Below are 24,263 nucleotides of genomic sequence, written 5' to 3' on the forward strand. Positions count from 1 at the left end.
TCACGGGTGACGCAGGCGTGGGGACGCAGTGGTGCGCCCCGTGCCGCCTCCCGAGAGGAGCCCGTGTGCAGCGTCCGGACGACGACAGCTCGGACCCCAACCGCTGGCGGGCCCTGTGGGTGACCCTGGTCGCCGGATTCATGACTCTGCTGGACGTGACGATCGTCGCCGTGGCCCTGCCCTCCATGCAGGAGGGGCTGCACACCTCACCGGCGGCCGTGCAGTGGGTCGTCTCCGGCTACGCGCTCGCGTTCGCCCTGACCCTGGTGACCGCGGGCCGGGTCGGCGACGCGTTCGGCAGGCGCCGCGTCTTCCTCGCCGCCCTGGCCGCCTTCGTGCTCTGCAGCGCCGCGGCGGGGGCCGCACCCGGCATCGAACTGCTGGTGGCCGCCCGGCTCGCCCAGGGAGTCGCCGCGGGCAGCCTCGCGCCCCAGAACTCGGCACTGATTCAGCAGCTGTTCCGGGGCGCGGAACGCGGCCGCGCGTTCGGGCTGTTCGGCGCCACCGTGGGGGTCTCCAGCGCCGTGGGACCCGTCGTCGGCGGTCTGATCCTGGCGCTGGCGGGCCCCGAGGGCTGGCGGTGGATCTTCTACGTGAACGTGCCGGTCGGCGTGCTCGCGCTGCTCCTCGGCTTCCGCCTGCTGCCCCGGGTGGCGCCCGGCGGCCGGGGACGGCTCGATCCCGTGGGCGTGGTGCTCCTCGGCGCGGGCATCCTGGCGCTGATGCTGCCGCTGGTGCTCGCCGAGAGCGGGGGCCTGACCAAGGTGTGGTGGCTGTTCCCCGCGGGCGCGCTGGTCCTCGTCGCCTTCGCGCGGTGGGAGCGCCGGGTCGCCCGGCGGGGCGGGCAGCCGCTCCTGGAGCCGGGACTGCTCACCGAGACCCGCGGCTACGCCACCGGCGCGGGCCTGGGCGCCCTGTACTTCGTGGGGTTCAGCGGGGTGTGGCTGGTCTTCGCGCTCTTCTTCCAGAAGGGCCTGGGCTACTCACCACTCATGTCCGGCCTGGCGGTGACCCCGTTCGCCGTGGGCTCGGCCGTCGCCGCCGCCGTGGCCGGCCGGCTGGTGGAACGGCTGGGGCGGCTGCTGACCGTCTGGGGACTGGTCGCCGTCATGGTGGGGCTGGGCACGACCGCGCTGCTGCTCTGGCTCGCACCCTCCGGCCTGGCCGCCTGGCTCGCCGCCCCGGCCCTGCTGCTCGGCGGGCTCGGCAGCGGCTGCGTGATCTCCCCGAACATCACCATGACGCTGCGCGACGTGCCGGTGCGGATGGCGGGCGCCGCCGGGGGCGCTCTGCAGACGGGCCAGCGGCTGGGCGGCGCCGTGGGCACCGCCGCGCTGCCGGGACTCTTCTACCTGACGCTGAACGCCACCCACGACGACTACCACGAGGCCGTCGCCCTGGCGGTGGGCACCGGCGTCGCCGCCATGCTGTGCGCGCTGACCGTCGCGGTCCGCGACTGGCACCGGGACCGCCCCGGCGGCGACCGCGGCTGCCCGCCGGAGACGTCCCACAGCCACACCCACGCCGGTCAGAACTGACCGCCCCGCCGGCACCTCCCCGGGCGGGCGCTCAGCGGCGCTTGCCGAACCTGCGCAGCATCTCCTGGGCCTGCGCGCGGCGGCGCGGGTCCGAGGCGGCCCGGCGCACCTGTTCGGTCGCCCGGCGCCCCTGCGGGCTGCGCGCGAACCGCTTGATCCGGTCCAGTACTCCGGCCATGACGTTCCTCCGAGTCGACGACGTGACGCTCTGTCCAGCTGTCCAGCTGTCCTGCCGGTGCTCGTACCCGGAGCCCCGCCGGACACCCCTGCCGGGCGTTCGCACGTTTGAACCCGCCGCACCCGGCGACCCGCCGGACAGGACATCGCACACGAACGCCGAGAGGTGAACCACAGTGGCCGGCAAGGAGAAGTCCAAGTCCAAGATGGAGCAGGCCAGGGGGAAGGCCAAGGAAGCGGCCGGCCGGGCCGTCGGCAACGAGAGGATGACGGCCGAGGGGCGCGCCGAGCAGTCCAAGGGCGACGCCCGGCAGGCCAAGGAGAAGGGCAAGGACGTGTTCCGGCACTGACGCGGAACACGGAACCGGCGGCACACGGGCCGCGGAACCCGGCGTGGGGCCGGTTCCGCGGCCCGTCTCCTGTCCGGACGCCCCGGTGGGGGCCGTAGGCCGGACCGCGGGTCAGCCGATGTGGTAGGCGTCCCCGTACACGTGCCAGTCCAGCGGCGGCTCCAGGTCGAGGTTGCCCTGGTCCAGGAAGACGCGCTGGGCCGTGTCGACCCGGCTGGTGTCGCTGTGCGCCTCCTCCTGCTTCATCGCCCACACCCGCTCGTCGAGGAAGGCGTGCAGGTAGGCGACCTCGTCGCCGCCCTGGGCGGGCGGCCGGGCCCGGCCGAGCGCGCGCTCCCGGATGCTGCCGAAGCCGAGGTCGCCGCCGTCGCCGTGCATCACGAGCGCGTCGTAGTACGCGAACTGCCCCAGCGTCCGCAGCCCGTCCTCCTTGCCCCGCCGCACGGCCGGGTCGAAGTACACGCGGTCGCGCTCGTCGTCCTGGGCCCCGCGGAACTCCGGGTCCTCGTCGGCGGCCCGGCGCCAGTCGTCCGGGAAGCCGGGGTCGAGGCCCTCGTGCGAGTCGGAGCCGTCCACCCGGCGCAACGCCGGCAGATAGGGCGCGAGCACGTTCCCGGGACGGCGCTCGGCGTACAGCTCCACCAGGTCGAGCATGTCGCCGGTGCCGGAGCAGAAGCCGATGATGCCAGCGGTGTAGCCGCGGCCGTCACCGATGTCCTCGATGTACCGGTACTGCGCCTTCCAGTCGAGCGAGGAGTTCTCCGCGCTCGACACCAGTTGCATGGCGATCTCCTTCTTCGCCGGGTCGTCGAGTCCCGTCGCGCGCGCGGACGCCGCCGCGGCGCGCGAGGGGGTGAGCAGGGGGACCGTCGCCAGGGACGCGCATGCCATGGCGAGCACGGTACGGCGCGAGGGGCCTGCGGGGCGCGCCGGGTCGGGGATGGGGTGCCTCACGGGATCTCCAGGTGTGGGGGAGTGGGGGAGGGAGTGCCGGGCACTGATAGGAAAGTTTCCTACCAGACAATCGGCGTCCTGGGCACCCGTCCGGCGCGAAATCGGTACGGAACAGGGGTCGGCCACGGCCCTCCCGCGTCCGTCAGGGCACCGGCTGCTCCGCCCAGATGACCTTGCCGGCCGGTGTGTAGCGCGTGCCCCAGCGCTCCGCGAGCTGGGCGACCAGGAAGAGTCCGCGTCCGCCCTCGTCCGTCATGGCCGCGTAGCGCAGGTGCGGGGAGGTGCTGCTGCTGTCGAACACCTCGCAGATCAGGCTGCGGTCGCGCACCATCCGCACGTGGACGGTGTCACCGCCGTACCGGATCGCGTTGGTGACCAGCTCGCTCAGGATCAGCTCCGTGGTGAACGCCAGCTCGTCCAGACCCCACTCGTCCAGCCGCCGGGTGACCTGGGACCGGATCTCGGCGACCGCCGCCGGATCGTTCGGGACGTCCCACTCGGCCACCTGGTCCGGGCCCAGCATCCTGGTCCGGGCGACCAGCAGGGCGATGTCGTCGCCCGGCCGGTCCGGGAGCCGGGCGTCCAGGACGGTCCGGCAGGTCTCCTCGGGCGTCTCGCCGGCCGTCTCCAGAGCCCGGCGCAGCTGTTCCAGCCCGACGTCGATGTCGTGCACGCGGTCCTCGACCAGCCCGTCGGTGTACAGCACCAGCCGGCTGCCCTCCGCCAGCCGCAGTTCCGTCGTCTCGAACGGGAGGCCGCCCAGGCCCAGCGGGGGCCCCGCGGGCACCTCCGGGAACTCCACGGTGCCGTCCGGCCGGATCAGGGCCGGCGGCGGATGACCCGCCCGGGCGATCACACAGGAGCCGGCGACCGGGTCGTAGATCGCGTAGAGGCAGGTTGCACCGGTCACCGGGGCGCTGCTGTCGTCGGCCGCCTCGTCCTGGTCGATCCGTCCGACCAGCTCGTCCAGCAGCCCGAGCAGTTCGTCGGGCGGCAGGTCGAGGGCGGTGAAGTTGTGCACCGCCGTGCGCAGCCGGCCCATGGTGGCGGCGGCGTGCAGCCCGTGCCCGACGACGTCGCCCACCACGAGCGCGACCCGGGCCCCGGACAGCGGCAGCACGTCGAACCAGTCCCCGCCGACCCCCGCCTGCGCGGGCAGGTAGCGGTAGGCGACGTCCAGCGCGTTCTGCTCGGGCAGTCTGCGCGGCAGCAGACTGCGCTGGAGGGTCACCGCCATGCTGTGCTCGCGGGTGTAGCGGCGGGCGTTGTCGATGGAGACCGCGGCCCGCGCGACCAGCTCCTCGCCGAGCGCCAGCTCGTCCTCGTCGAACGGCTCGGGCTTGACCGAACGCCAGAAACTCACCACGCCGAGCACCAGGGTCCCCGCGCGCAGCGGGACGGTGATCAGCGAGTGGACCCCGTACTCCACCACCTGCGCGGAACGCTCCTGGTCCTGCGCCTGCCAGCCCGGGGCCTCGCCGAGGCGGGGCTCCAGGACGGCCCGGCCGCTCCGCAGGGTGCGGCCCTGCGGGGACGAGTCCACGTAGCGGATCTGCCGTCCCACCGGATAGAGCGGGACGTCCTCGGTGATGCCGCTCAGCGCGGCGCGGCGCAGCGGCGTCACGCCGCCCGGCTGGCCGCCGGCCAGCACGGTGTCGAAGAGGTCGACGGTGACGTAGTCCGCGAACCGGGGCACGGCCAGCTCGCCCAGTTCCTCGGCGGTGCGGGTGACGTCCAGGCTGGTCCCGATGCCCACGCCGGCCGCGTAGAGGATGTCCAGGCGTTCCCGGGCGGTCTCCGCCCGGCCGGACAGGGCCCGCAGCTCGGTGGAGTCGCGCAGCGTCGCGACACTGCCGGCCGGGCCGCCCCGGACGTCCGTGGGGCGCTGGTTGATGGCCAGCAGCCGGTCCTTGACCAGATGCACCTCGTCGGTGGCGGCCTGGCCCGAGGCCAGCAGCTCGGCCAGGTCGGACGGCAGCCCGAGCGCGCTGACGTGCCGCCCCTCGGCATCGGGGGGCAGGGCGAGCAGCCGCCGCGCCTCGTCGTTGGCCAGCAGCAGCCTGCCCTCGCCGCCGACGATGAGCACGCCCTCGCGGACGCTGTGCAGCACCGCGTCGTGGTGTTCGTACATCCGGGTCATCTCGTGCGGCCCCAGGCCGTGCGTCTGCCGCAGCAGCCGGCGGCTCACCAGGGCCGTGCCCCCGGTCGCCAGGGCCAGTCCGACGGCCGCCGCGCTCAGCACCAGGGGCAGCTGGCGGTCGGCGACACCGCCCACGTTCTCGGTCGTGATGCCCGCCGAGACCAGCCCCACCACCCTGCCGTCGGGGTCCTCGACGGGCACGATGGCCTGGACCAGCGGGCCGATGGTCCCCTCGATCTCCTCGGTCACCGTCTTCCCGGCCAGTGCGGGGGCGGTGTTCCCGACGAACTTCCTGCCGATGCGGTCCGGCTTGGGATGGGTGTAGCGGACGCCCTCGGGGTTGGTGACCACCACGAAGTCCACGTCCGTGGCCTTGCGCACCGCCTCGGCGCGGGGCTGCAGCACCGCCGTGGGGTCGGGGCTGCGCAGCGCCTGGAGGATGCCGGGGGAGTTGGCGAACGTCTCGGCCACGGAGACGGACCGGTTGCGGGCCTCCACCGTGCTGTCGCGCCGCACCTGGAGCACCAGGGCGACCGCGGCGGCCACCACCAGGAGCAGCACGATGACCACGTTCATCACGAAGACCTGGCCGGCCACGCTGCGTCCGGACAGCGCCGAGCGCAGCGCCGAGGCAGGCCGCCTCGCGCCCCCTCCCCGCCGTGACCGGTCCGCGTCCTGCCGGTGTCGGGCGTGCGGGCCGCCGGGACGACGGGGTGACCGTTCTCCCGATCGACCCATCAGTCGGACCATGTGCCCATGTCTACACTGCCGGGCCCCGAGTGGCGAGGGGCACCCCCCGTGACACGGGGGCCGGCCGGACGGGGGCCGCGGGCGTGGGCGCCGCGGTTTACCGGGTCGGGCACGGCTGTGTTCACCCGGGACTCCCCGGGCGGGCCCGGCGGGTGGCGAGCAGCAGCGCGATGTCGTCGGGACGGTCCGTGGTGCGGCGGGCGGTCACGACGATCCGGTCCGCGACGCCCGCGAGCGAACGGCTCCCCGGCCGCGCGGCGGGCGCGCCGGCCCTGGCCAGCGCGAGGCGCAGGGCGGTGATCCCCTCGTCGATGTCGGTGCCGGGCCGCTCCACGAGACCGTCCGTGTACAGGGCGAGGACGGCGCCGGGCTCGACCGTGAACTCGGTCAGCGGGTACGGCGCGCCCGGGTCCACCCCGAGCACCACCCCGCCGGGCAGGTCGAGCGTCTCGGTGCGTCCGTCCGGGTGGCGCAGCAACGGCGGCGGGTGCCCCGCGCGCGCCGCGCAGGCCCGCCCGGTGGCCGGGTCGAGCCGGATGTAGCAGCAGCTCGCGAACAGGCCCGGGTCCAGATCGGCCAGCAGGTGGTTGACGCCGCTCATCACCTCGTCGGGCGGACGGTCGCCGAGGGCGAAGGCGCGCACCGCGCTGCGCAGTTGCCCCATGGTGGCCGCGGCCTGCACGCCGTGCCCCTGCACGTCCCCGATGACCAGGGCCATGCCGTCGCCGGAGGCCACCACGTCGTACCAGTCCCCGCCCACGTCCAGACCCTGGGTGCCGGGCAGATAGCGGCCCGCGGTGTCGAGCAGCGGGTGCGCGGGCAGCCGCCGGGGCAGCAGCACCTCCTGCAGCCCGCGGGCGAGCGCGGTCTCGGACTCGTAGCGCCGGGCCTTCTCCATGGCGTGGGCGATGAGCCCGGCGAGGGCGGTGAGCACCGTGCGCTCCTCGGTGCCGAAGCCCCGGGAACGCTCGAAACCGAGGATGCAGGAGCCGACCGGGCGGCCGGTGGCGATCAGCGGCAGGAAGGCGCGGGCGCCCTCCGTGGCGTCCAGCGGGATGCCCGGGTACGCGGCGGCGAGCGCCTGCATCGAGTCGAAGAACAGCGGCCGGCCGCTGGTCAGCGTCTCGACGCCGGGCAGCCGGGCGTCCAGCGGCACTCCTTCGAAGGGCGCGAGGAAGCCGGGCGGGAAACCCGTCTCCCACGCCAGGTGCAGATGCCGGTCCTGGAGCAGGTAGATGGCGAGCCGGCGGCCGCCGAACGCCGACAGCAGCTCCCGTACGACCACCTCGGAGACCTGGCGGGCGGTGACCGCCTCGGTCAGGGCCACGGCCAGGACGATGGGGCGGTACTCCGGTGCCGTCGTGATGACCGGCGGCGCGGGGGCGCCGTCCTCGGGCCCGGCGCCGCCCTCGGGCCCGCCGTGCTCGGGCGTGAGGCCGGCGGACGCGTCGGCCACCCGGTTGGCCGGGCGGAGCGTGACCGTCAGGAGGTCCGGCCCCGGATGCACGCCGACGGCGAGCCAGTCGCCCTCGTAGGGCCGCGGCGCCGTGCGGCGGCTCGCGTCGGGCGGTCGCCGGACGTGGAAGGCGACCGGCTCCGGGGAGAGCAGGGCGCCGCGCAGGTGGTCCTCGTAGGCCGCCCGGTCCAGCCAGGGAACGGCCTCCCACAGGGAACGGCCGAGCAGCCTCGCCCGTGGCCTGCCCAGCAGCCGGGCGGCGCGGGGGTTGGCGTAGACGACGGTGCCGAGGCGGTCCACGCAGCAGACGCCCTCCGGCAGCAGGTCGGCCGCGGCATCGGCCACGGTGCCGTCGAAGGGATCGCGCACGGCGCCGCGCACCGGCCCGCCGACGGGCGGCGAGGACGGCGGCCGCCACAGCTCCACCAGCCGCAGCGGACCCTCCGCCGTGCGCACGTACAGGGGCAGCCGGGGCGGCCGGCCCGCGGCCGTGTTCCGCAGCGCCGCGGCGATCCGGTGGCCGTCGTCCGGGGCCAGGACACCGGTGAGCGTGTCGAGCGGCGCCGGGGCTCCGGCGATCCTCGCCGGGATGCCGAGCAGGACGCACAGCGGCTCGTCGAGGGTGACGGCACCGGAGTCCGGGTCCCAGCCGAAACTTCCGACGCGCCACGGGTGCCGTCCCGAGGCGGGCGGCCGTACGCACAGCGGCCCGCCCTCCCAGGCGACCGCCGGCGCGTCCCGGCCGGCGTCGAGCCGCTCCAGGGCCGCGCCGAGGTCCTGCGCCAGTCCGGCCACACGGTCCGCGCCCTCCAGCAGGTCGGCGGCGTCCGGGACGGGTGGCCGCAGGACGGTCAGGACGCCGTAGGTCCGGCTCACTCCGGCGACGGGCACGTACAGGGACCCGAAGGGGAAGGGCAGCCCCGCCGCGAACTGCGGATAGCGGCGCATGGTCTCCGCGGCGTTGGGCAGCACCACGCGCACGCCCAGCCGGTAGGCGTCGGCGACCGGGAACGGGCTGTCGGCGTGCAGGCGCCACCAGGGACGGAAGAGGGGGCCCGGCAGCCCGGCGAGGACGGCCAGCCGCAGCAGCCGGGGGGTGGGGGAACGCAGGTACACGCCGCCCGCACGGCCGTCGGCCGCGCCGATCGCCCGGGTGGAGGCGTCGATCAGCAGCGCCGCCAGCCGTCCGGGCGTCCCGGCGGTGCCCTCGGTGTTCTCGGTGTGCTCGGCGCCCGTACTCATCGGCCCCACCTCGTCCGTGCGCCGCCGCGCGGGCGACACAGCAAGAATGCGCCACCCCCCGGGGTCGCGCACCCGATCGGGCCACACGGGTGAGCGTGACCGGGTGGTGACGGGGCGTTGACCCGACGGACGGGAGTCCGTAATCTCCTCCGCGACATTCGGAAATCTGACCGAAACTTTCGAATCCCCGGCTGAAGTCCGGCGACCTCCGCCCCTCCGAACGCCCCCGCACGCCGATGCAAGGAACGGGATGACATGAGCATGATCGTGAGACGCCTGGCGAGAGCGGCCACCGCCGGTCTCGTGGCCGCGGCCGCGCTGACGGCCGCGGCCCACTCCGCCGAAGCCGCCGACACGCTCGGTTCCGCGGCGGCCGGACAGGGGCGCTACTTCGGCACCGCCGTCGCGGCGAGCCACCTCGGCGAGGCCGACTACACCGCCACGCTGGACCGCGAGTTCAGCTCGGTGACGCCCGAGAACGAGATGAAGTGGGACGCCACCGAGCCCGGCCGCGGCACCTTCACCTTCACCTCCGCCGACCGGATCGTGGACCACGCCCGGAGCGAAGGCATGGACGTGCGGGGCCACACCCTCGTCTGGCACTCCCAACTGCCCTCCTGGGTCGGCTCACTGGGCGCCTCCGACCTGCGCACCGCGATGAACAACCACATCAACGGCCTGATGGGCCACTACAAGGGGGAGATCCACAGCTGGGACGTCGTCAACGAGGCGTTCCAGGACGGCGGGAGCGGCGCCCGGCGCAGCTCGCCCTTCCAGGACAAGCTGGGCGACGGATTCATCGAGGAGGCGTTCCGCACCGCCCGCGCCGCCGACCCGGCCGCCAAGCTCTGCTACAACGACTACAACACCGACGGCGTCAACGCGAAGAGCAATGCCGTCTACAACATGGTCAAGGACTTCAAGTCCCGCGGCGTGCCCATCGACTGCGTCGGCTTCCAGTCCCACTTCAACGGCAACTCCCCGGTCCCGTCCGACTACCGGCAGAACCTCCAGCGCTTCGCCGACCTCGGCGTCGACGTACAGATCACGGAGCTGGACATCGAGGGCTCCGGCTCCGCGCAGGCCGCCGACTACACCAAGGTGGTGGGGGCCTGCCTCGCGGTGAGCCGCTGCACCGGCATGACGGTCTGGGGCGTCACCGACACGTACTCGTGGCGCAGCAGCGGCACTCCGCTGCTGTTCGACGGCAACTACAACGAGAAGCCGGCCTACGACGCCGTCCTGGCCGCCCTCGGCGGCGCGGGCGGCCCCGGAGAGCCCGGCGACCCGGGTGACGGCGCGGTGAGCTGCACGGCCACGTACACCAGGACCGCGGACTGGAGCAGCGGCTACAACGGCCAGGTCACCATCACCGCGGGCGGTGAGCCGATCAGCTCCTGGACCGCGACGGTCACCCTGCCCGCGCAGCAGACCGTCTCGTCCCTCTGGAACGGCACGCCCACCCGGAGCGGCGACGTCATGACGGTGCGGCCGAGCTGGAACGGCACCCTGGCGGCCGGCGCGTCGACCAGTTTCGGGTTCACCGTGGCGAAGAACGGCAGTGACGCCGCGCCCACGGTCGGCGCCTGCACCGCGTCCTGACCCGGTGGCCCGGGCCGGCCGTCCGCGGGCGCGGTCGGCCCGGGGCCCGTTCGAAAGGCGGTGTGTCCGGCCGAAGTTGGGGCAAAGGGATCGTGGAAAGCGTCCTGGTGCGTATCGTGAGAACCGGGGGACCTTCGCTTCCTCCACTCGGCCCCGGACCGGACGGTGAGGCTCGGTATGACTCCGGCGCACGGATGCGACGCCGCGGATGCCTCCGTCGTGTCCGCGGTCGCCGAGTTCAGGGGCGGATCGGCGATGATCCCCGCCTCCAGGGACGTCGTGCACGGCTTCGTCGCGCGGCTCGCCGAGCGGGGCCTGGACCTGTCGGACGCCTTCCTGGACGCCGCCCGTCTGGTCGCGACCGAGCTGGTGACGAACGCGCTGCGGCACGCGCCCGGCCCCTGCCGGCTGGAGCTGACCCTGGTGGACGACCGGGTGGAGTTCGCGGTGTCGGACACGGGGGACGCCTTCCCCACGTTCCTGCCCCGTGATCCCTTGCGGGTCGGCCGGCACGGACTGGAGATCGTGACGCGGCTGTGCGGCGAGGTCATCACCAAGCCGCACGCGACCGGGAAGACGGTGTACGCGCGCCTGCCGCTGGCCTGACCCCCCGCTCAGGCGGTCAGGGCCTGCTCCACACTCGGGTAGCAGGGAATGAGCGCGTCGACGCCCACCAGCCGCAGCACGCGTTCGACGGCGTCGCGCGGTGCGGCGAGCCGGAACCAGACGCCGCGGGACTCGGCGGCCCGGTGCGCGGAGATGAGGACGTTGATGCCGCTGGAGTCGAGGAACCCCACCTCGCCGAAGTCCACCACGGTGCCCGGCGCCGACTCCACCGATGCCAGCAGGACCTCGTGCAGCTGACTGCTGCCGTCGAGGTCGACCTCCCCGGAGAGGCTCACGAGGCTGACACCGCCGCCCGTGGTGGTACGGGTGATCAGCAGCCGCTCCGGTACTGCCGCTCCCTCGATCTCCGCCACGCCGACCCCATCTCTCGTGTGCGCCGCATATGCCCCGGCCGTCTTCGGTGGCTTGATGTTAAGGCTCTTCGCCGCCCGCGTGGCCCAGTTGAGCGGACCGGAACACATCGGCCGGACGGCCGCGAGGCGCTCGACGCGCGCGACGGCGTTCCTCTGACTACCGTCGGAGGTGTGGTGGCACACACATTCGAGGAACTCGTGCACAAGCGCCGCGCGGCTGACCTGGCCCAGCACCGGGTCGAGGAGCTGCGCGACTCGTACGGGCCTCCCACGCAGCATCAGTGGACCCCGCGGCAGTCGGACACGTACGAGACCGCCGTGCGGGCCTGGCGCGACCTGGACCGGGACGCGCGGACCGCGATGTCGGAGTACGTCAAGGAGGGAGGCCAGTCCCGGCACAAGATCGAGGCGAGGCTCCGCAGGGCCGTCCAGGAGGACGACCGCAACGGCTGACCGATCAGGCCGGCCCGGCCCGGGCGTTGCGAGACAACCCGCCTGGTCGGGTGCGGCCCGTACCGGTCGGCGCGCAGGTCGCGGCGCGGTGAGATCCGACGGGCGGCCGGGCGTCAGGCGGGTTCCGCCGTGATCTCGCCGACGAGGTCGCGGACGGCGGTCAGGGCTGCCGCGCGGTCCTCGGGGACCAGGCCGATGCGGGTGCGCCGGTCGAGCAGGTCGGCCTCGTCCAGGGCACCCTCGTGGCGCAGGGCCCACACCAGCTCGGCCCCGGTGACGGGGTGATCCGGCAGGACCCGTCCGGCGAGGCGGGGGTCACGGGCCGCGAGGGCCTGGACCGCCGGGGCCTCGGTGCCGTACCGCTGTACCAGGCGGCGCGGCGCCCGGACCACGGCCAGGGTGTGCGGGGCGGCGGCGCCGACCAGGGGCAGCGCGGCGGTGCGGGACGGCCCGGCGGCCAGTCCGCGGGCGGCGACCGCGGCGTCCACGGCGTCCTCGGCCATGCGCCGGTACGTGGTGAGCTTGCCGCCGACCACGGTGATCACGCCCTCGGACGAGGTGAGCACGGCGTGCCGGCGGGAGACGTCGGCCGTGCGGGGCCCGGCGCCGGGCCGGTCCGATGGGGTGGTGTCGAGCAGGGGGCGCAGGCCCGCGAAGGCGCCCACCACGTCCTCGCGGCGGACCGGCACGTCAAGCACCGAGCCGAGCACGTCGAGCAGGAAGCCGACGTCCGTCTCGGGTACCTCCGGCACGTCCGGAACGTCTCCGTCCACGGGCTCGTCGGTGAGCCCGACGTAGACGCGGCCGTCGCCCTGGGGCAGGACGAGGACGAAGCGGTTGGTCTCGCCGGGGACGGGCACGTGCAGGCCGGCCGGGAGCGGGCCGAGCCGCTCGGAGCGCAGGACGAGGTGGGTGCCGCGGGACGGGCGGATCCGGATGCCGTCCACCAGGCCGTCGGCCCACACCCCGGAGGCGTTGACCACCGCGCGAGCCCGTATCACGCCCTCCTCACCGGTCAGCTCGTCGCGTACGCGGGCGCCGGATCCGGTCAGCTCAAGCGCCCTGACCCGGGTCAGGATCCGCGCGCCGCGGGCCGCCGCGGTCCTGGCCAGCGCCGTCACCAGCCGGGCGTCGTCGGTGAGCCGGCCGTCCCAGGAGAGCAGCCCGCCCCGCAGCCGGTCGGAGCGCAGCACGGGGGCGAGGTGCCGGGTCTCCACCGCGGACAGCCGGCGCGGCGCGGGCAGCGTGGCCCGTGCGGTGCGCGCCGCGAGGCGCAGGGTGTCACCGGCCCGGAACCCGGCCCACGCCAGCGCGCCCTGGCCGCGGGAGACCAGCGGGGTGAGCGGCAGGACGAACGGCTGGGCGCGTACCAGGTGGGGTGCCGTGCGCTCCATCAGCACCCCGCGTTCCACCGCGCTCTCGTGGGCGACGTCGAGCTGGCCGGAGGCGAGGTAGCGCAGGCCGCCGTGGATGAGCTTGGAGCTCCAGCGGGAGGTGCCGAAGGCCAGGTCGTGGGCGTCCACGGCGGCGACGCTCAGGCCCCGGGCCGCGGCGTCGAGGGCGGCACCGGCACCGGTCGCGCCGAGACCGACGACCAGGACGTCCACGACGGGGCCGCCGACGGTGTCGGCCACCTCCCGGGAGCGCCGTGCGGCGGACAGGGAAGCCCCGGCGGCGGGGCGGCTGGCGGGGCTCATGGCGTGAGGGTCCTCTCCAGGATGGTGCGCAGCTCCGCGAGGAGGGCCGCGGGGGTCAGCTCGGCGTCGTCCTCGTCGGTCATGGTCCGCAGCGACAGGGCGAAGGACTGCACCACCAGCAGCACCGCGCGTGCCTGCCGCCCGGTGTGCGCCCGGCGGACCGACCCGTCGGCGTGGCCCTCCTCCAGCACGTCGGCCAGCAGCTCCAGCAGGGCCTCCTGGCTCGCCCCGCGCCGGTCGAGGACGTAGGGCAGGAGCAGCTCCGGATCGACGTCGACGATCTTGCGGAAGAGGGGATGGGCGCGGAACGCCTCCACCCCCGCCACCAGGCCCTCGACCATGCGCGAACGGGTGTCGGTGTCCTGTCCGGGTCCGGGGACGGCGCCGGTGGCCACCGCGATCCACTCCCGGGTCATCAGGTCGCCGACCAGGGACCGCACGTCCGGCCAGCGCCGGTACAGCGTCATCCGGGAGAGACCGGCGCGGCGGGCGACGTCGGTCATCGTCGTGCGCCGCACCCCGACGGCCAGCACGCAGTCGCGCACGGCGTCCAGCACCGTGTCGTTGTCCGAGGGGGTCTGCCTGCTCGCATGGTTGTGACGTTTGGGCGTCATGTGTAACAGTGTAACGCCCAGTGGGGCGGTGCGTACGGCATCCCTCGAAAGCGACCGTGAGGACGACAGGCAATGGACATGCTGTGGAACGGCTGGGGCGACCCGGCCAGGGCGACGCCGCTGCCCGACACGGTGACCGGGCTGCTGCGCGAGCTGCTCGGCGTCGCCCCCCGCGAGGCCGCGCCCCTCCCGCTGGAGGAGATCGACGTACCCGAGTCGCCGCTGGACCCGGACGCCCGCCGCGCGCTGGAGGCCGCCGTCGGACAGCGCGCGCCGGACGTGCGCACGGACGCGGAGAGCCGCATCCGGCACACCCGCGGCAAGTCCACCCCCGACCTGCTCCGGATGCGCACCGGTGACGTCACCGACACCCCGGCCGCCGTCGTCCTGCCGGACAGCCACGACGAGGTGCTCGCCGTACTGGCCGCCTGCGCGGAACACCGCCTGCCCCTCGTCCCCTTCGGCGGCGGCACCTCCGTCGTCGGCGGCCTCGCCCCCGGGCGCCGGGGTGCGTTCGTCGCCCTCGACCTGCGCCGCATGAACCGGCTGCTCGACCTCGACGAGGTCTCCCGCACCGCCACCCTCCAGCCCGGCCTGCGCGCCCCCGAGGCCGAGGCGCTGCTCGCCGCACACGGATACACCCTCGGCCACTTCCCCCAGTCCTACGAGTGGGCCACCATCGGCGGCTTCGCCGCGACCCGCTCCAGCGGACAGGCCTCCGCCGGGTACGGCCGCTTCGACGAGATGGTCCTCGGCCTCACCCTCGCCACCCCCGAGGGCACCCTCGACACCGGCCGTGCCCCGCGCTCGGCGGCCGGACCCGACCTGCGCCAGCTCGTCCTGGGCTCGGAGGGCGCCTTCGGCGTCATCACCTCCGTCACCGTGCGGGTACGACCCGTACCGGAGGTCCGCCGCTACGAGGGCTGGCGCTTCGCCTCCTTCGACGAGGGCGCCGCCGCCCTGCGCCGGCTCGCCCAGGACGGCCCGCGCCCCACGGTGCTGCGGCTGTCCGACGAGACCGAGACCCTGATCGGCCTCGCCCAGCCCGACGCCATCGGTGCCTCCCTGGAGCGCCAGGACGCCGGATGCCTGGCGGTCGTCGGCTTCGAGGGCACCGAGGAGGACACCGCGCACCGCCGCGAGGGCGCCGCCGCCGTCCTGCGCGAGAGCGGCGGCACCTTCGCCGGACAGGAGCCGGGGGAGCGCTGGGCCCACGGCCGCTACGCGGCGCCGTACCTGCGCGACTCCCTGCTCGACGCCGGGGCGCTCGCCGAGACCCTGGAGACCGCGGCCCGCTGGTCCCGCCTCCCCGCCCTGTACGCCGCCGTCCGCGAGGCGCTCACCGCCACCCTCACCGGGGCCGGCACCCCGCCCCTGGTCATGTGCCACATCTCGCACGTCTACGAGAACGGCGCCTCCCTGTACTTCACGGTCGTCTCCGCCCAGGGCGAGGACGCCGTGGCGCACTGGACCCGGGCCAAGCACGCCGCCAACGACGCCATCCTCGCCGCGGGCGGCACCATCACCCACCACCACGCGGTGGGCACCGACCACCGTGACTGGTACGTCCGGGAGGCGGGCCCCCTCGGCGTCAAGGCCCTGCGCGCCGTCAAGCGGGTCCTTGACCCCGCCGGACTGCTCAGCCCGGGCGTCCTGCTGCCCGCGGACTGACCCCGCCGCACGGCCCGCTCCCCACCCCGTGAGACAACAGTCCGGCACCACCCGTCAGCCCGGAGGCATCTCGATGCGACAGTTCACCGCCGTCGTCAACCCCACCGCGGGCGGAGCCACCTCGGCCGCCGCGCTCCTCGGGGTGGCCCGCCTGCTGCGGGAGGCGGGGGCCGGGCTGGAGACCGAGTACAGCCACAGCCTCGCGCACGCCCGTGAACTCGCCCGGCAGGCCGGGGAGCGGGGGCGGGTGGTGCTCGCCGTGGGCGGCGACGGCATGGCGGGCGGGATCGGCGGCGCACTCAGCGGCACCGAAGCCGTGCTCGGACTGGTCCCGGCCGGACGCGGCAACGACTTCGCCCGCGCCCTGGAGCTGCCCACCGCACCCGCCGAACTGGCCGAGGTGCTGCTGCACGCCGAACCCCGCCCCGTCGACACCGTCGAGGTCACCTCCGCCGTCCACGACCGCACCGTCGTCCTCGGCAGCGTGTACGCCGGTGTCGACGCGCTCGCCAACCGGCACGCCAACCACGCGCGGCTGCTGCGCGGCGCCGCCTCCTACTACGCGGGGGCGGTGCGGGCCGTGGCGGGCTGGCGTGCGGCGGGCTACCGGGTCACGGTCGACGGCGAGGAGCACGCCTTCAGCGGCTACACGGTGGTGGCCGCCAACTCCGGCTACTACGGCTTCAACCGCCTCGTCGCCCCCTCCGCCCGGGTGGACGACGGCCTGCTGGACGTGGTGATGATCCACGACGCCCCGCGGCGGCTGTTCTTCGCCCTGATGAACGAACTCTCGACGGGCGCCCACCTCCGCCGGCCCCAAGTACGCGTCCTGCGCGGCCGGGAGGTCCGCATCGAGGCGGACCGGGCGATACCCTACGGCGCCGACGGCGAGGTCGAGGCCGTCGTGCCCGTCACCGCCAGGGTGCTGCCCGGCGCGCTGCGCGTCCTGCGCTGAACACACCGCGGGGCCGGACGCCCGCAACGGCGCCCGGCCCCACGGCCCGTCGGTTCAGCCTCGCGGCGTGGTGAAGCGTTCCCACACCCGGTGCGAACCCATCAGCTCCGTGACCCGTTCCAGGGCCGCGGTGCCGGAGTCGGCGACGACCACACCCGGAGCGTCGGCGGGCACACCCGACGCCGCAAGCGCCGGCTCGCCGCCCGCCCAGACACCGATCGCCTTGCCGTGCCGGAACACCTCCGACAGCAGCAGGCTCACCCGCGGGTCGATCGTCCCCGGACCCGCGGGCGCCGGCCCGGCCTTGTAGTCGCGCGGGGTGTAGGCGTCGCCGCCCATGTCGGGCGTCCCCGCGAGCAGCACCGCGTCGAACTCGACCGACCGCGCGGTGACATAGCTGCGCTGCACGGTCAGCGCGGCGTCGCCGGAGCCGAGGGTGCCGCCGGTCGGCGCCACCACCAGCGGCACCATCCCGGCGTTCAGCACCGCCTCCCGTACCGCGCCCACGCCTTCCAGGTCGGCCCCGCCGGTCACGATGCCGATCACCCTGCCGTCCAGCGGCCAGGTACCGCCCACCTGGGACAGCGCCGGGCTGGGCTCGACGTCGGCCAGCGGCACGGTCGGCTGCGGGGCGGGCAGGCCGAGACCCTCGGCGACGCCCGCGCACAGCTCGGGGTCGATGTTGGCCAGGACCTGCAGCGTCCGCTCCCGGATCGCCTGCTCGTAGCACTTGCCCAGCTCGAAGGTGTAGGCGCCGATGATGTGCTCGCGCTCCACCGAGCTCATGCTCAGCCAGAACCGGCGCGGCTGGCTGAAGTGGTCCGCGAACGACTCGGGGGCCTCCCGGACCTTCCTCCCCTCCGGCACCCGGACCGGAGCCTCGATGAACGCGCTCGTGTCCGCGCCCGCGGTGAACGGGCAACCGCCGTCCAGGGAGTTGGGCCGGTAGGGCGCCACACCCCGGTGCACGGCGGTCTGGTGCATGCCGTCCCGCAGCATGTCGTTGACCGGCGCCTGCGGCCGGTTGATCGGCAGCTGCGGGAAGTTGGGGCCGCCCAGACGCGTGATCTGCGTGTCCAGGTACGAGAACAGCCGCCCCGCGAGCAGCGGGTCGTCGGTGACGTCGATACCGGGCACCAGGTGGCCGACGTGGAAGGCGATCTGCTCGGTCTCGGCGAAGAAGTTGGACGGGTTGCGGTTCAGGGTCAGCAGGCCGACCGGCTGCACCGGCGCCAGCTCCTCGGGCACGAGGTTGGTCGGGTCCAGCAGGTCGATGCCCTCGAAGGTCTGCTCCGGGTTGTCGGGGAAGGTCTGGATGCCCAGCTCCCACTGCGGGTACGCGCCCGCCTCGATCGCGTCGGCGAGGTCCCGGCGGTGGAAGTCCGGGTCGACGCCGTTGATGATCTGCGCCTCGTCCCAGACCAGCGAGTGCACGCCCAGCTTGGGCTTCCAGTGGAACTTCACCAGCGTCGTGGCGCCCTCGGCGTTCACCAGCCGGAAGGTGTGGACGCCGAAGCCCTCCATCATCCGGTAGGAGCGCGGGATGCCGCGGTCGCCCATGAAGAAGATGGTGTGGTGGGTCGCCTCGGTGTGCAGCGAGACGAAGTCCCAGAAGGTGTCGTGGGCGCTCTGCGCCTGCGGGATCTCCCGGTCCGGGTGCGGCTTCGCGGCGTGCACGACGTCCGGGAACTTGATGGCGTCCTGGATGAAGAAGACCGGGATGTTGTTGCCGACCAGGTCGAAGACGCCCTCGCTGGTGTAGAACTTCGTCGCGAACCCGCGGGTGTCCCGCACGGTGTCCGACGACCCGCGCGAGCCGACCACCGTGGAGAACCGGGTGAACACCGGCGTCTCCACGTCCGCGGCCAGGAACCCGGCCTTGGTCACCGAGGCCGCCGTGCCGTAGCTCTGGAACACCCCGTGCGCGCCCGCGCCCCGCGCGTGCACCACGCGCTCCGGGATGCGCTCGTGGTCGAAGTGCATGACCTTCTCGCGCAGGTGGTGGTCCTGCAGCAGCACGGGCCCGCGCGGCCCGGCCTTCAGCGAGTGGTCGGTGTCGTACAGGCGGGTCCCCTGAGCGTCCGTCAGGTAGCTGCCGGACTGCGCCACCCGGGCCTGGTCGGCGCCCGTGGGCTGACCGGTCGGCGACACGGTGTCCGGGCCGCTCTGGTCCGGCTTCGGGGGCAGCGGCTCGCGGGGCTCGGTGGGCTCGGCGACGGGCGGCGACTCGGGGCCGGGCCGGCCCGGAATCCCGTCCGGCGGACCACCGGCCTCGCCGTGCAGGCCCTCGGTCACCTTGTGGACTGCTCGCTTGAGGGGATTGGCCTCGCTCATCGGCCTTTCTCCGTTCTGGGCGGGCCGTTGCACGCGCCCGGTCGTGTTCGAGTACCGACTGCCGTGGTGGACCGTGACCGCGTACCCAGGGTTCGGGACTCAAGGCATGGGCGCGGGCGACGGAAGCCGTCGGCTCAGGTGACGGTCTGTCCGTCGTGGGTGCCGCCCTGGCAGAGCGCCGTGAAGGAGCCGGTCCCGTCACCGTCCGCCGAGATGACGATCACTCCGCCGCCCTCGATGCACGCGGTCGCCGTCACGTCGCGCCAAAGGCCCGGGGCGCGCGGCACCGAGGCCCGCGCTCCGGTGGCGCACAGGACCGACAGGACCAGGGCCGCGATCACGGTGCACGACGACTTGCGCATGGGGACGACTCCTTCTCGCGGGTGCCGTCCCAGCGTCACCGGCCCGGACGCGGCACGCCACCGGGGGAGCGCGCACGGGGGAGGGCGGGTCCGGGAGGACGCAGGCGGGAGGGCGCAGGCGGGAGGGCACACGCGGGAGGGCGCACGCGGGAGGGCTCCGACCGCGGACACGGGTCGGAGCCCTCGAAGCGCCGTACGCGCCTACGCCTCCGTGTGCGTCACTCCCACCGGCTCGAACGAGACCCGGGTGCGGGCGCCGTCGGCCGACCAGACCACCTCCACGCCGTCCTCGCCCGCCGGCACCACCTCCGCGACGGCCCCGGCAGCCGGGACGCTCACCGGTTCACCGGTCAGCGCGGCCAGGCTGACGTGCACGGAGGTGCCGCCCGCCGGGCCGGACAGCCGGGGCAGTTCCGCCCACGGCACATACGCGGTGCCCTGCGGGGCGCGCACGGTCTCCGCCTCGGGCTCCCAGCCGTACAGGCCGTGCAGCGCGGAGGCCAGGGGCTCCTCGGGACCGGTGGCCCAGCCGGTGTGGGTCACCCGCGCCCCGGGCGGCGCCCCGACCACCCGGTGCACCCGCAGCTCGTACGGCCCCCGGGCCACCGTCACGCTCTCCACCCGCAGCCCCGGCACCATCGGCGGCCCGGCCGCGAAGACGGGGCGGTGCCAGGACGCCGCCCAGCCCCAGCCGTCGCCGTGCCCCGCTCCCAGCGGATGGACGCGGCGGCGCACACTGGAGTGGCCGTCCACCTCGACCGACAGGTGGTTGTCCGCCACGTTCTCCCGCGCCGTGGGACCCGTCCGGGTCGAATAGGCCTGCCGGCCGTAGTGCGGGTCGTCCTCGGCGGCCGACTCGCCCTCGTGCGGCCGGACGTGGTCGCTGCCGTGGTTGTGCAGCCGTACGATCCCGTCGCCGCGGGTCGCCTGCACCAGCAGCCCCGGCGCCGGCAGCGCCAGGACCCGGTCCGCCTCCTCCACCGGCGCGGGCTCCTCCGGCGCCGTCCACAGCGGGTGGTCCGCCGGGGCGAGCAGCGACACGAACGCCTTCGACGCCCAGTACGGGGAGGCCGGGCCCGAGTACGGCTGCAGGGTCGCCTCGTGCGGGCCGTACCAGCCGAGGCTCAGCACCCCCTCGTCCGTCAGCGCCCCGCGCTCCACGAAGTACCGCAGACTGCCGCTGACCAGCCGCCGCGACGCACCCGGCGCCAGCGGGGTGTGCCCGGTCAGCGCGCCCAGGCCCACGGCCGCCGACGCGGCGAAACGGTAGGTGAGCGAGCGGCCGAAGTGCAGCGGCGCCCCGTCGGCGCCGAACATCAGGGCGAAGCCGTCGAGGTGGGCGCGCAGCCGGTCCCCGTACAGGGCGAGGGCGTCGGTGTCGCCGCCGAGGTGGGCGTCGAGCACCGGGTAGAGGTGCAGCGCCCAGCCGTTGTAGTGGTCGAAGGCGCGGCCGTCGCCGTCGGCGTACCAGCCCCCGCCCCGGTACCAGCCCTCCATCAGCTCCAGCGCCCGGTGCCGGGCCGCGGCCGTCTCGGCGTCACCGCGGCCGACCGACTCCAGGAACCCGGCGACCGTATAGGGGAACAGGTACCAGTTGTTCGGCGCCGGCACGTGCCGCAGCGCCCCGCGCAGCCATTCCTCCACCCGGTCCTGCACCCCGGAGTCCAGGTGCTTCCACAGCCACGGCGCGGTCAGCCGCAGCCCCAGCGCCACCGACGCCGACTCGACCATGGGCTGGCCCTGCACGTCGTGGTCGAGGATCAGCGGCCAGGACTCGGTGTCGTCGCGGCCGGGGGCCCGGGTGCCGGAGGCGAGGCCCTCGGCGTAGCGGTCCAGCCAGCCGTGCGGGTCCGCGCCGTCCGCGCCCGCGACGCGGAAGCCCGCCGCGAGGAAGGTCCGCGCGAAGCCCTCCAGACCGTCGGAGCGCACCCCCGAGCGCGAGGGCCGTCCCGGCAGGTCGAGCAGGGCGCGGCCCGGGGTGCTCCAGCGCCACGCGGCCCACAGCAGCCCGTCCGCGACGGCCTCCCAGTGGGCCCGGGTGTAACCGGTGTACGGGCTGGACGCACGGTCCTCGGTGGGCAGTTCGAACGGGATGCTCATGCCAGGAACGCCAGCCTTTCGCGTCGTACGGGATGGAGAAAACCGGAACCGGACGCCCAGCGGGTCGTCTCGGCGAGGGCGAGGTCGGCGAGACGGCGCCACTCGTTGCCCTCGGAACCGGCGAGGTGCGGGGTGATCAGGGCGTGCTCGCAGTCCCACAGCGGGTGGTCCGGCGGCAGCACCTCGGGGTCGGTGACGTCGAGGACGGCCCTGATCCGGCCCGCCAGCACGGCGTCGGTGAGCGCCTCCTGGTCGACGACCGCCCCGCGGGAGGTGTTGATCAGCACCGCGTCGGCGGGCATCGCGTCGATCAGCGGACGGCTCACCAGACCACGGGTCGTGGGCAGCAGCGGGGTGTGCACGCTGACGGTGTCGCAGCGCGCGAACAGCTCCGGCAGCCCCACGTTCTCGACGCCCAGCCCGGCGGCCTCCGCGTCGGTGACGTACGGGTCGTGCAGGAGGACCTCCACGTCGTGCGGCCGCAGCAGTTCGACGACCCGGCGGCCGATCAGTGACGCCGACAGGATCCCCACCGTGCGGCGGTAGTTGCCGACGCCGCGCGGGGTGCGCAGCCAGTTGCCGCGCGTCCGGGACACCCGGAAGTCGCGGGCCCGCTCCAGCACCCGCTTGCCGGTCAGCAGGATCATGCCGAGGGTGTACTCGGCCACCGGCAGCGCGTTGGCCGCGGCGGCCGAGGAGACCTCGACGCCCCGCTCCCAGCACGCGTCGGTGACGTGCCCGCGGACACTGCCCGCCGTGTGCACCACGGCCCGCAGCCGGGGCGCCGCCCGCAGCACGTCCGCGTCCAGCGGCGGACAGCCCCAGCCGGTGATCAGCAGCTCCACGTCCGCCAGTACGGATCTCGCCCGTGCCGTGGTCAGGTCGTCGAGCACCGGGAACGGCGCGAGGTCGCACACCCGGCGGAACGCGGCGAGGGACTGGGGGTCGAGGACGGCCGAGGCGGCGTCCGGGGACATGGCCACGGCGGCACGGGGCCGGAAGCCGGGGCCCGGGGCGTGCACGGTCACTTGACGGCTCCGGCGGTCAGGCCGCTGCGCCAGAAACGCTGGAGCAGCACGAAGGCGAGGATGAGCGGCAGTACGGCGAGCAGCGAGCCCATGATGACCACGGGGTAGTACTCGGGCGACACCGACGCCGAGCTGTTCCACTGGTACAGGCCGAGACTGACGGGATACAGGTCCTGGTCGGACAGCATCACCATGGGCAGGAAGAAGTTGTTCCAGATCGCGGTCAGCTGGAAGAGGAAGACGGTGATCAGACCGGGTCCCAGCATCCTGAGCGCCACCCGGGCGTACATGGTCAGCTCACCGGCCCCGTCCACGCGCGCCGCCTCCAGGACCTCGTCGGGCACGTAGCCCCGCGCGAAGATCCGGCCGAGGTAGACGCCGAACGGATTGAACAGCACCGGGATGAACACCGACCAGAAGGTGTTGACCAGGCCGGCCTCGGAGGCCATCAGGTACAGCGGCAGCGCGAGCACCGTCTGCGGCACCATGACCGCCGCGAGGACCAGGCCGAACAGCTTCTCCTTGTGCCGGAAGCGGTACTTGTCGAAGGCGTAGCCGCAGGCCACGCTCACCAGCGCGCCCACGGCGGCGCCGATCACCGCGTACAGCAGGCTGTTGACGTACCAGCGGCCGTACAGCCCGCCGTCCATGGCGAAGACGTCCTTGAGGTTCTGCAGGAAGGAGAAGTCGCTCAGGGACAGCAGATCGCTGCTGAACAGCGCGTCGCGGTTCTTGGCCGAGGCGAGCACCAGCCACAGCACCGGCAGCAGCGTGTAGAGGACGGAGACGGCGACGACCACGTTGACGGTGGCGCGGCCCAGCAGCTTCGGGCGGAGCAGGGAGCTGTCGGTGGCGCTCATCGGGCCTCCTCGGAGTCGGCGCGGCTGGTGAAGCGGGTCACGCCGTACGACAGGGCGATGGTGCACACCAGCAGGACCACCGAGGCGGCCGCCGCGAGGCTGTAGTTGTTGCGGGTGAAGGCCGCGTCGTAGATGTACATGCTGGGCGAGAACCGCGAGTTGATCATCGGGGAGGACTGGCTGAGCAGCATCGGCTCGGTGAACAGCTGGAGCGCCCAGATCAGGGTGAAGATCGAGACCATCACGATGGAGGCCCGCACCAGCGGCGTCTTGACCTGGAGCGCCGTGCGCACCGGTCCGGCGCCGTCGACGACGGACGCCTCGATCACCTCGCGCGGCACGGCCTGGAGGGCGGCGTAGAAGACCACCATGTTGTAGCCGAGGTTGCTCCACAGGGCGATGTTCACGATGGACGGGATCACCGTGTGCACGCCCAGGAAGTCGATCGTGATGTCGCCCTTGGCGAACAGCTCGATCACCGGGCTGATGCCGGGCGTGTACAGGTACAGCCAGATCAGCGCCGCGATGATGCCGGGCACCGCGTGCGGCAGGAACAGACCGAGCTGGGCGAAGCCGCGCAGCCGCACCACGCCGGAGTCGAGCAGCAGGGCGAGCGCGAGCGCGCCGACGACCATCAGCGGGATGTAGATCAGGCAGTACAGGGCGACCGTGCCGAGGCCGCCGAGGAAGGTGGGGTCGGTGAGCACGGCCGCGTAGGAGCGCAGTCCGACGAAGACCGTGCGCTCGGGGCCGAAGCCGAGGCCCGGCTGGTCGTCGCTGAAGAAGCTGAGGTAGACGGCGGTGCCGACGGGGATCAGGAAGACGGTGACCAGCAGGGCGAAGAACGGCGTCATGAGGACGCCGGCGGCGGTCAGTTGACGGCGCCTGGCCGCTCTGCGGGCACGCAGGCCGGAGGCGGGGCCGTCCGGGGCGGTGGCGCGGGAGGCACCGGTCGCCACCCGTGCGGGGGTCGTCGTGGTCATGGGGGTGTCACCTGCCT

20 protein-coding genes are annotated in these 24,263 nt (G+C 74.2%); 7 read left to right on the plus strand and 13 right to left on the minus strand.

What is annotated here, in order from left to right:
• Positions 1–65 precede the first annotated feature (65 nt).
• Positions 66–1,538: an MFS transporter gene (locus BZZ08_RS17770; protein ID WP_104633222.1), complete on the plus strand. Its 1,473-nt coding sequence runs from the start codon at positions 66–68 to the stop codon at positions 1,536–1,538.
• A 31-nt stretch (positions 1,539–1,569) separates the two neighbouring features.
• Here the strand turns inward: BZZ08_RS17770 and BZZ08_RS17775 are convergent, their stop codons facing one another.
• Complete coding sequence (locus tag BZZ08_RS17775) at positions 1,570–1,716, minus strand: hypothetical protein (protein WP_104633223.1); 147 nt, start codon at positions 1,714–1,716, stop codon at positions 1,570–1,572.
• Positions 1,717–1,891: 175 nt separating this feature from the next.
• Between BZZ08_RS17775 and BZZ08_RS17780 the strand changes: the two genes are divergently transcribed.
• Entirely contained in the window at positions 1,892–2,065 is a 174-nt protein-coding gene (locus BZZ08_RS17780; protein WP_104633224.1) for a CsbD family protein, read from the plus strand.
• Positions 2,066–2,176: 111 nt separating this feature from the next.
• Here the strand turns inward: BZZ08_RS17780 and csnA are convergent, their stop codons facing one another.
• The 3 genes from csnA to BZZ08_RS17795 all read right to left on the minus strand — a co-directional run bounded on the left by csnA (position 2,177) and on the right by BZZ08_RS17795 (position 8,607).
• Positions 2,177–3,019 (minus strand): chitosanase CsnA, encoded by an 843-nt coding sequence (gene csnA / locus BZZ08_RS17785; RefSeq protein ID WP_104633225.1) that lies wholly within the window; start codon positions 3,017–3,019, stop codon positions 2,177–2,179.
• A 142-nt stretch (positions 3,020–3,161) separates the two neighbouring features.
• Positions 3,162–5,909 carry a SpoIIE family protein phosphatase/ATP-binding protein gene (locus BZZ08_RS17790; RefSeq protein ID WP_198601549.1) on the minus strand — a complete coding sequence of 916 codons (2,748 nt, stop codon included), beginning with the start codon at positions 5,907–5,909 and terminating at the stop codon, positions 3,162–3,164.
• 121 nt (positions 5,910–6,030) lie between these two features.
• Positions 6,031–8,607 carry a SpoIIE family protein phosphatase gene (locus BZZ08_RS17795; RefSeq protein ID WP_198601550.1) on the minus strand — a complete coding sequence of 859 codons (2,577 nt, stop codon included), beginning with the start codon at positions 8,605–8,607 and terminating at the stop codon, positions 6,031–6,033.
• A gap of 255 nt (positions 8,608–8,862) precedes the next feature.
• Between BZZ08_RS17795 and BZZ08_RS17800 the strand changes: the two genes are divergently transcribed.
• Positions 8,863–10,209 carry an endo-1,4-beta-xylanase gene (locus tag BZZ08_RS17800; protein WP_104633228.1) on the plus strand — a complete coding sequence of 449 codons (1,347 nt, stop codon included), beginning with the start codon at positions 8,863–8,865 and terminating at the stop codon, positions 10,207–10,209.
• Between the two features lie 177 nt (positions 10,210–10,386).
• On the plus strand, positions 10,387–10,815 hold the full coding sequence (locus BZZ08_RS17805) for an ATP-binding protein (protein WP_104633229.1): 429 nt from the start codon (positions 10,387–10,389) through the stop codon (positions 10,813–10,815).
• An 8-nt stretch (positions 10,816–10,823) separates the two neighbouring features.
• Here BZZ08_RS17805 and BZZ08_RS17810 read toward each other — a convergent pair whose 3' ends face one another.
• On the minus strand, positions 10,824–11,189 hold the full coding sequence (locus BZZ08_RS17810) for an STAS domain-containing protein (protein WP_104633230.1): 366 nt from the start codon (positions 11,187–11,189) through the stop codon (positions 10,824–10,826).
• A gap of 174 nt (positions 11,190–11,363) precedes the next feature.
• On the opposite strand from BZZ08_RS17810, the gene BZZ08_RS17815 reads away from it, so the two are divergent.
• Positions 11,364–11,642 (plus strand): hypothetical protein, encoded by a 279-nt coding sequence (locus BZZ08_RS17815; protein WP_241965504.1) that lies wholly within the window; start codon positions 11,364–11,366, stop codon positions 11,640–11,642.
• A 113-nt stretch (positions 11,643–11,755) separates the two neighbouring features.
• On the opposite strand, the gene BZZ08_RS17820 is transcribed toward BZZ08_RS17815, so the two are convergent.
• Together BZZ08_RS17820 and BZZ08_RS17825 are read right to left on the minus strand one after the other, a co-directional pair.
• Positions 11,756–13,339, minus strand: coding sequence for a glycerol-3-phosphate dehydrogenase/oxidase (locus BZZ08_RS17820; protein WP_104633231.1), 1,584 nt, complete (start codon positions 13,337–13,339; stop codon positions 11,756–11,758).
• Positions 13,336–13,953, minus strand: a complete 618-nt coding sequence (locus BZZ08_RS17825) for a TetR/AcrR family transcriptional regulator (RefSeq protein ID WP_104633232.1) — start codon at positions 13,951–13,953, stop codon at positions 13,336–13,338. Before BZZ08_RS17825 ends, BZZ08_RS17820 begins: the two co-directional genes overlap by 4 nt.
• Positions 13,954–14,025: 72 nt before the next feature.
• On the opposite strand from BZZ08_RS17825, the gene BZZ08_RS17830 reads away from it, so the two are divergent.
• Positions 14,026–15,624, plus strand: coding sequence for an FAD-binding oxidoreductase (locus tag BZZ08_RS17830; protein WP_198601551.1), 1,599 nt, complete (start codon positions 14,026–14,028; stop codon positions 15,622–15,624).
• Positions 15,625–15,697: 73 nt separating this feature from the next.
• Positions 15,698–16,579, plus strand: a complete 882-nt coding sequence (locus BZZ08_RS17835) for a diacylglycerol kinase family protein (RefSeq protein ID WP_104633233.1) — start codon at positions 15,698–15,700, stop codon at positions 16,577–16,579.
• A 54-nt stretch (positions 16,580–16,633) separates the two neighbouring features.
• Here BZZ08_RS17835 and catB read toward each other — a convergent pair whose 3' ends face one another.
• The 6 genes from catB to BZZ08_RS17865 all read right to left on the minus strand — a co-directional run bounded on the left by catB (position 16,634) and on the right by BZZ08_RS17865 (position 24,246).
• Positions 16,634–18,913 (minus strand): catalase CatB, encoded by a 2,280-nt coding sequence (gene catB / locus BZZ08_RS17840; RefSeq protein ID WP_104633234.1) that lies wholly within the window; start codon positions 18,911–18,913, stop codon positions 16,634–16,636.
• Between the two features lie 134 nt (positions 18,914–19,047).
• A complete protein-coding gene (locus BZZ08_RS17845) occupies positions 19,048–19,275 on the minus strand; it encodes a hypothetical protein (RefSeq protein ID WP_104633235.1) in 228 nt (75 codons plus the stop codon).
• A 201-nt stretch (positions 19,276–19,476) separates the two neighbouring features.
• Complete coding sequence (locus BZZ08_RS17850; RefSeq protein WP_104633236.1) at positions 19,477–21,375, minus strand: DUF2264 domain-containing protein; 1,899 nt, start codon at positions 21,373–21,375, stop codon at positions 19,477–19,479.
• On the minus strand, positions 21,372–22,403 hold the full coding sequence (locus BZZ08_RS17855) for a hydroxyacid dehydrogenase (RefSeq protein ID WP_104633237.1): 1,032 nt from the start codon (positions 22,401–22,403) through the stop codon (positions 21,372–21,374). The genes BZZ08_RS17850 and BZZ08_RS17855 overlap by 4 nt, the downstream gene beginning before the upstream one ends.
• On the minus strand, positions 22,400–23,263 hold the full coding sequence (locus tag BZZ08_RS17860) for a carbohydrate ABC transporter permease (RefSeq protein WP_104633238.1): 864 nt from the start codon (positions 23,261–23,263) through the stop codon (positions 22,400–22,402). The genes BZZ08_RS17855 and BZZ08_RS17860 overlap by 4 nt, the downstream gene beginning before the upstream one ends.
• A complete protein-coding gene (locus tag BZZ08_RS17865) occupies positions 23,260–24,246 on the minus strand; it encodes a carbohydrate ABC transporter permease (protein WP_104633239.1) in 987 nt (328 codons plus the stop codon). Before BZZ08_RS17865 ends, BZZ08_RS17860 begins: the two co-directional genes overlap by 4 nt.
• Positions 24,247–24,263: the final 17 nt, after the last annotated feature.

It is taken from the genome of Streptomyces sp. MH60 (assembly GCF_002939385.1).
In the GTDB taxonomy this organism is placed as follows: domain Bacteria; phylum Actinomycetota; class Actinomycetes; order Streptomycetales; family Streptomycetaceae; genus Streptomyces.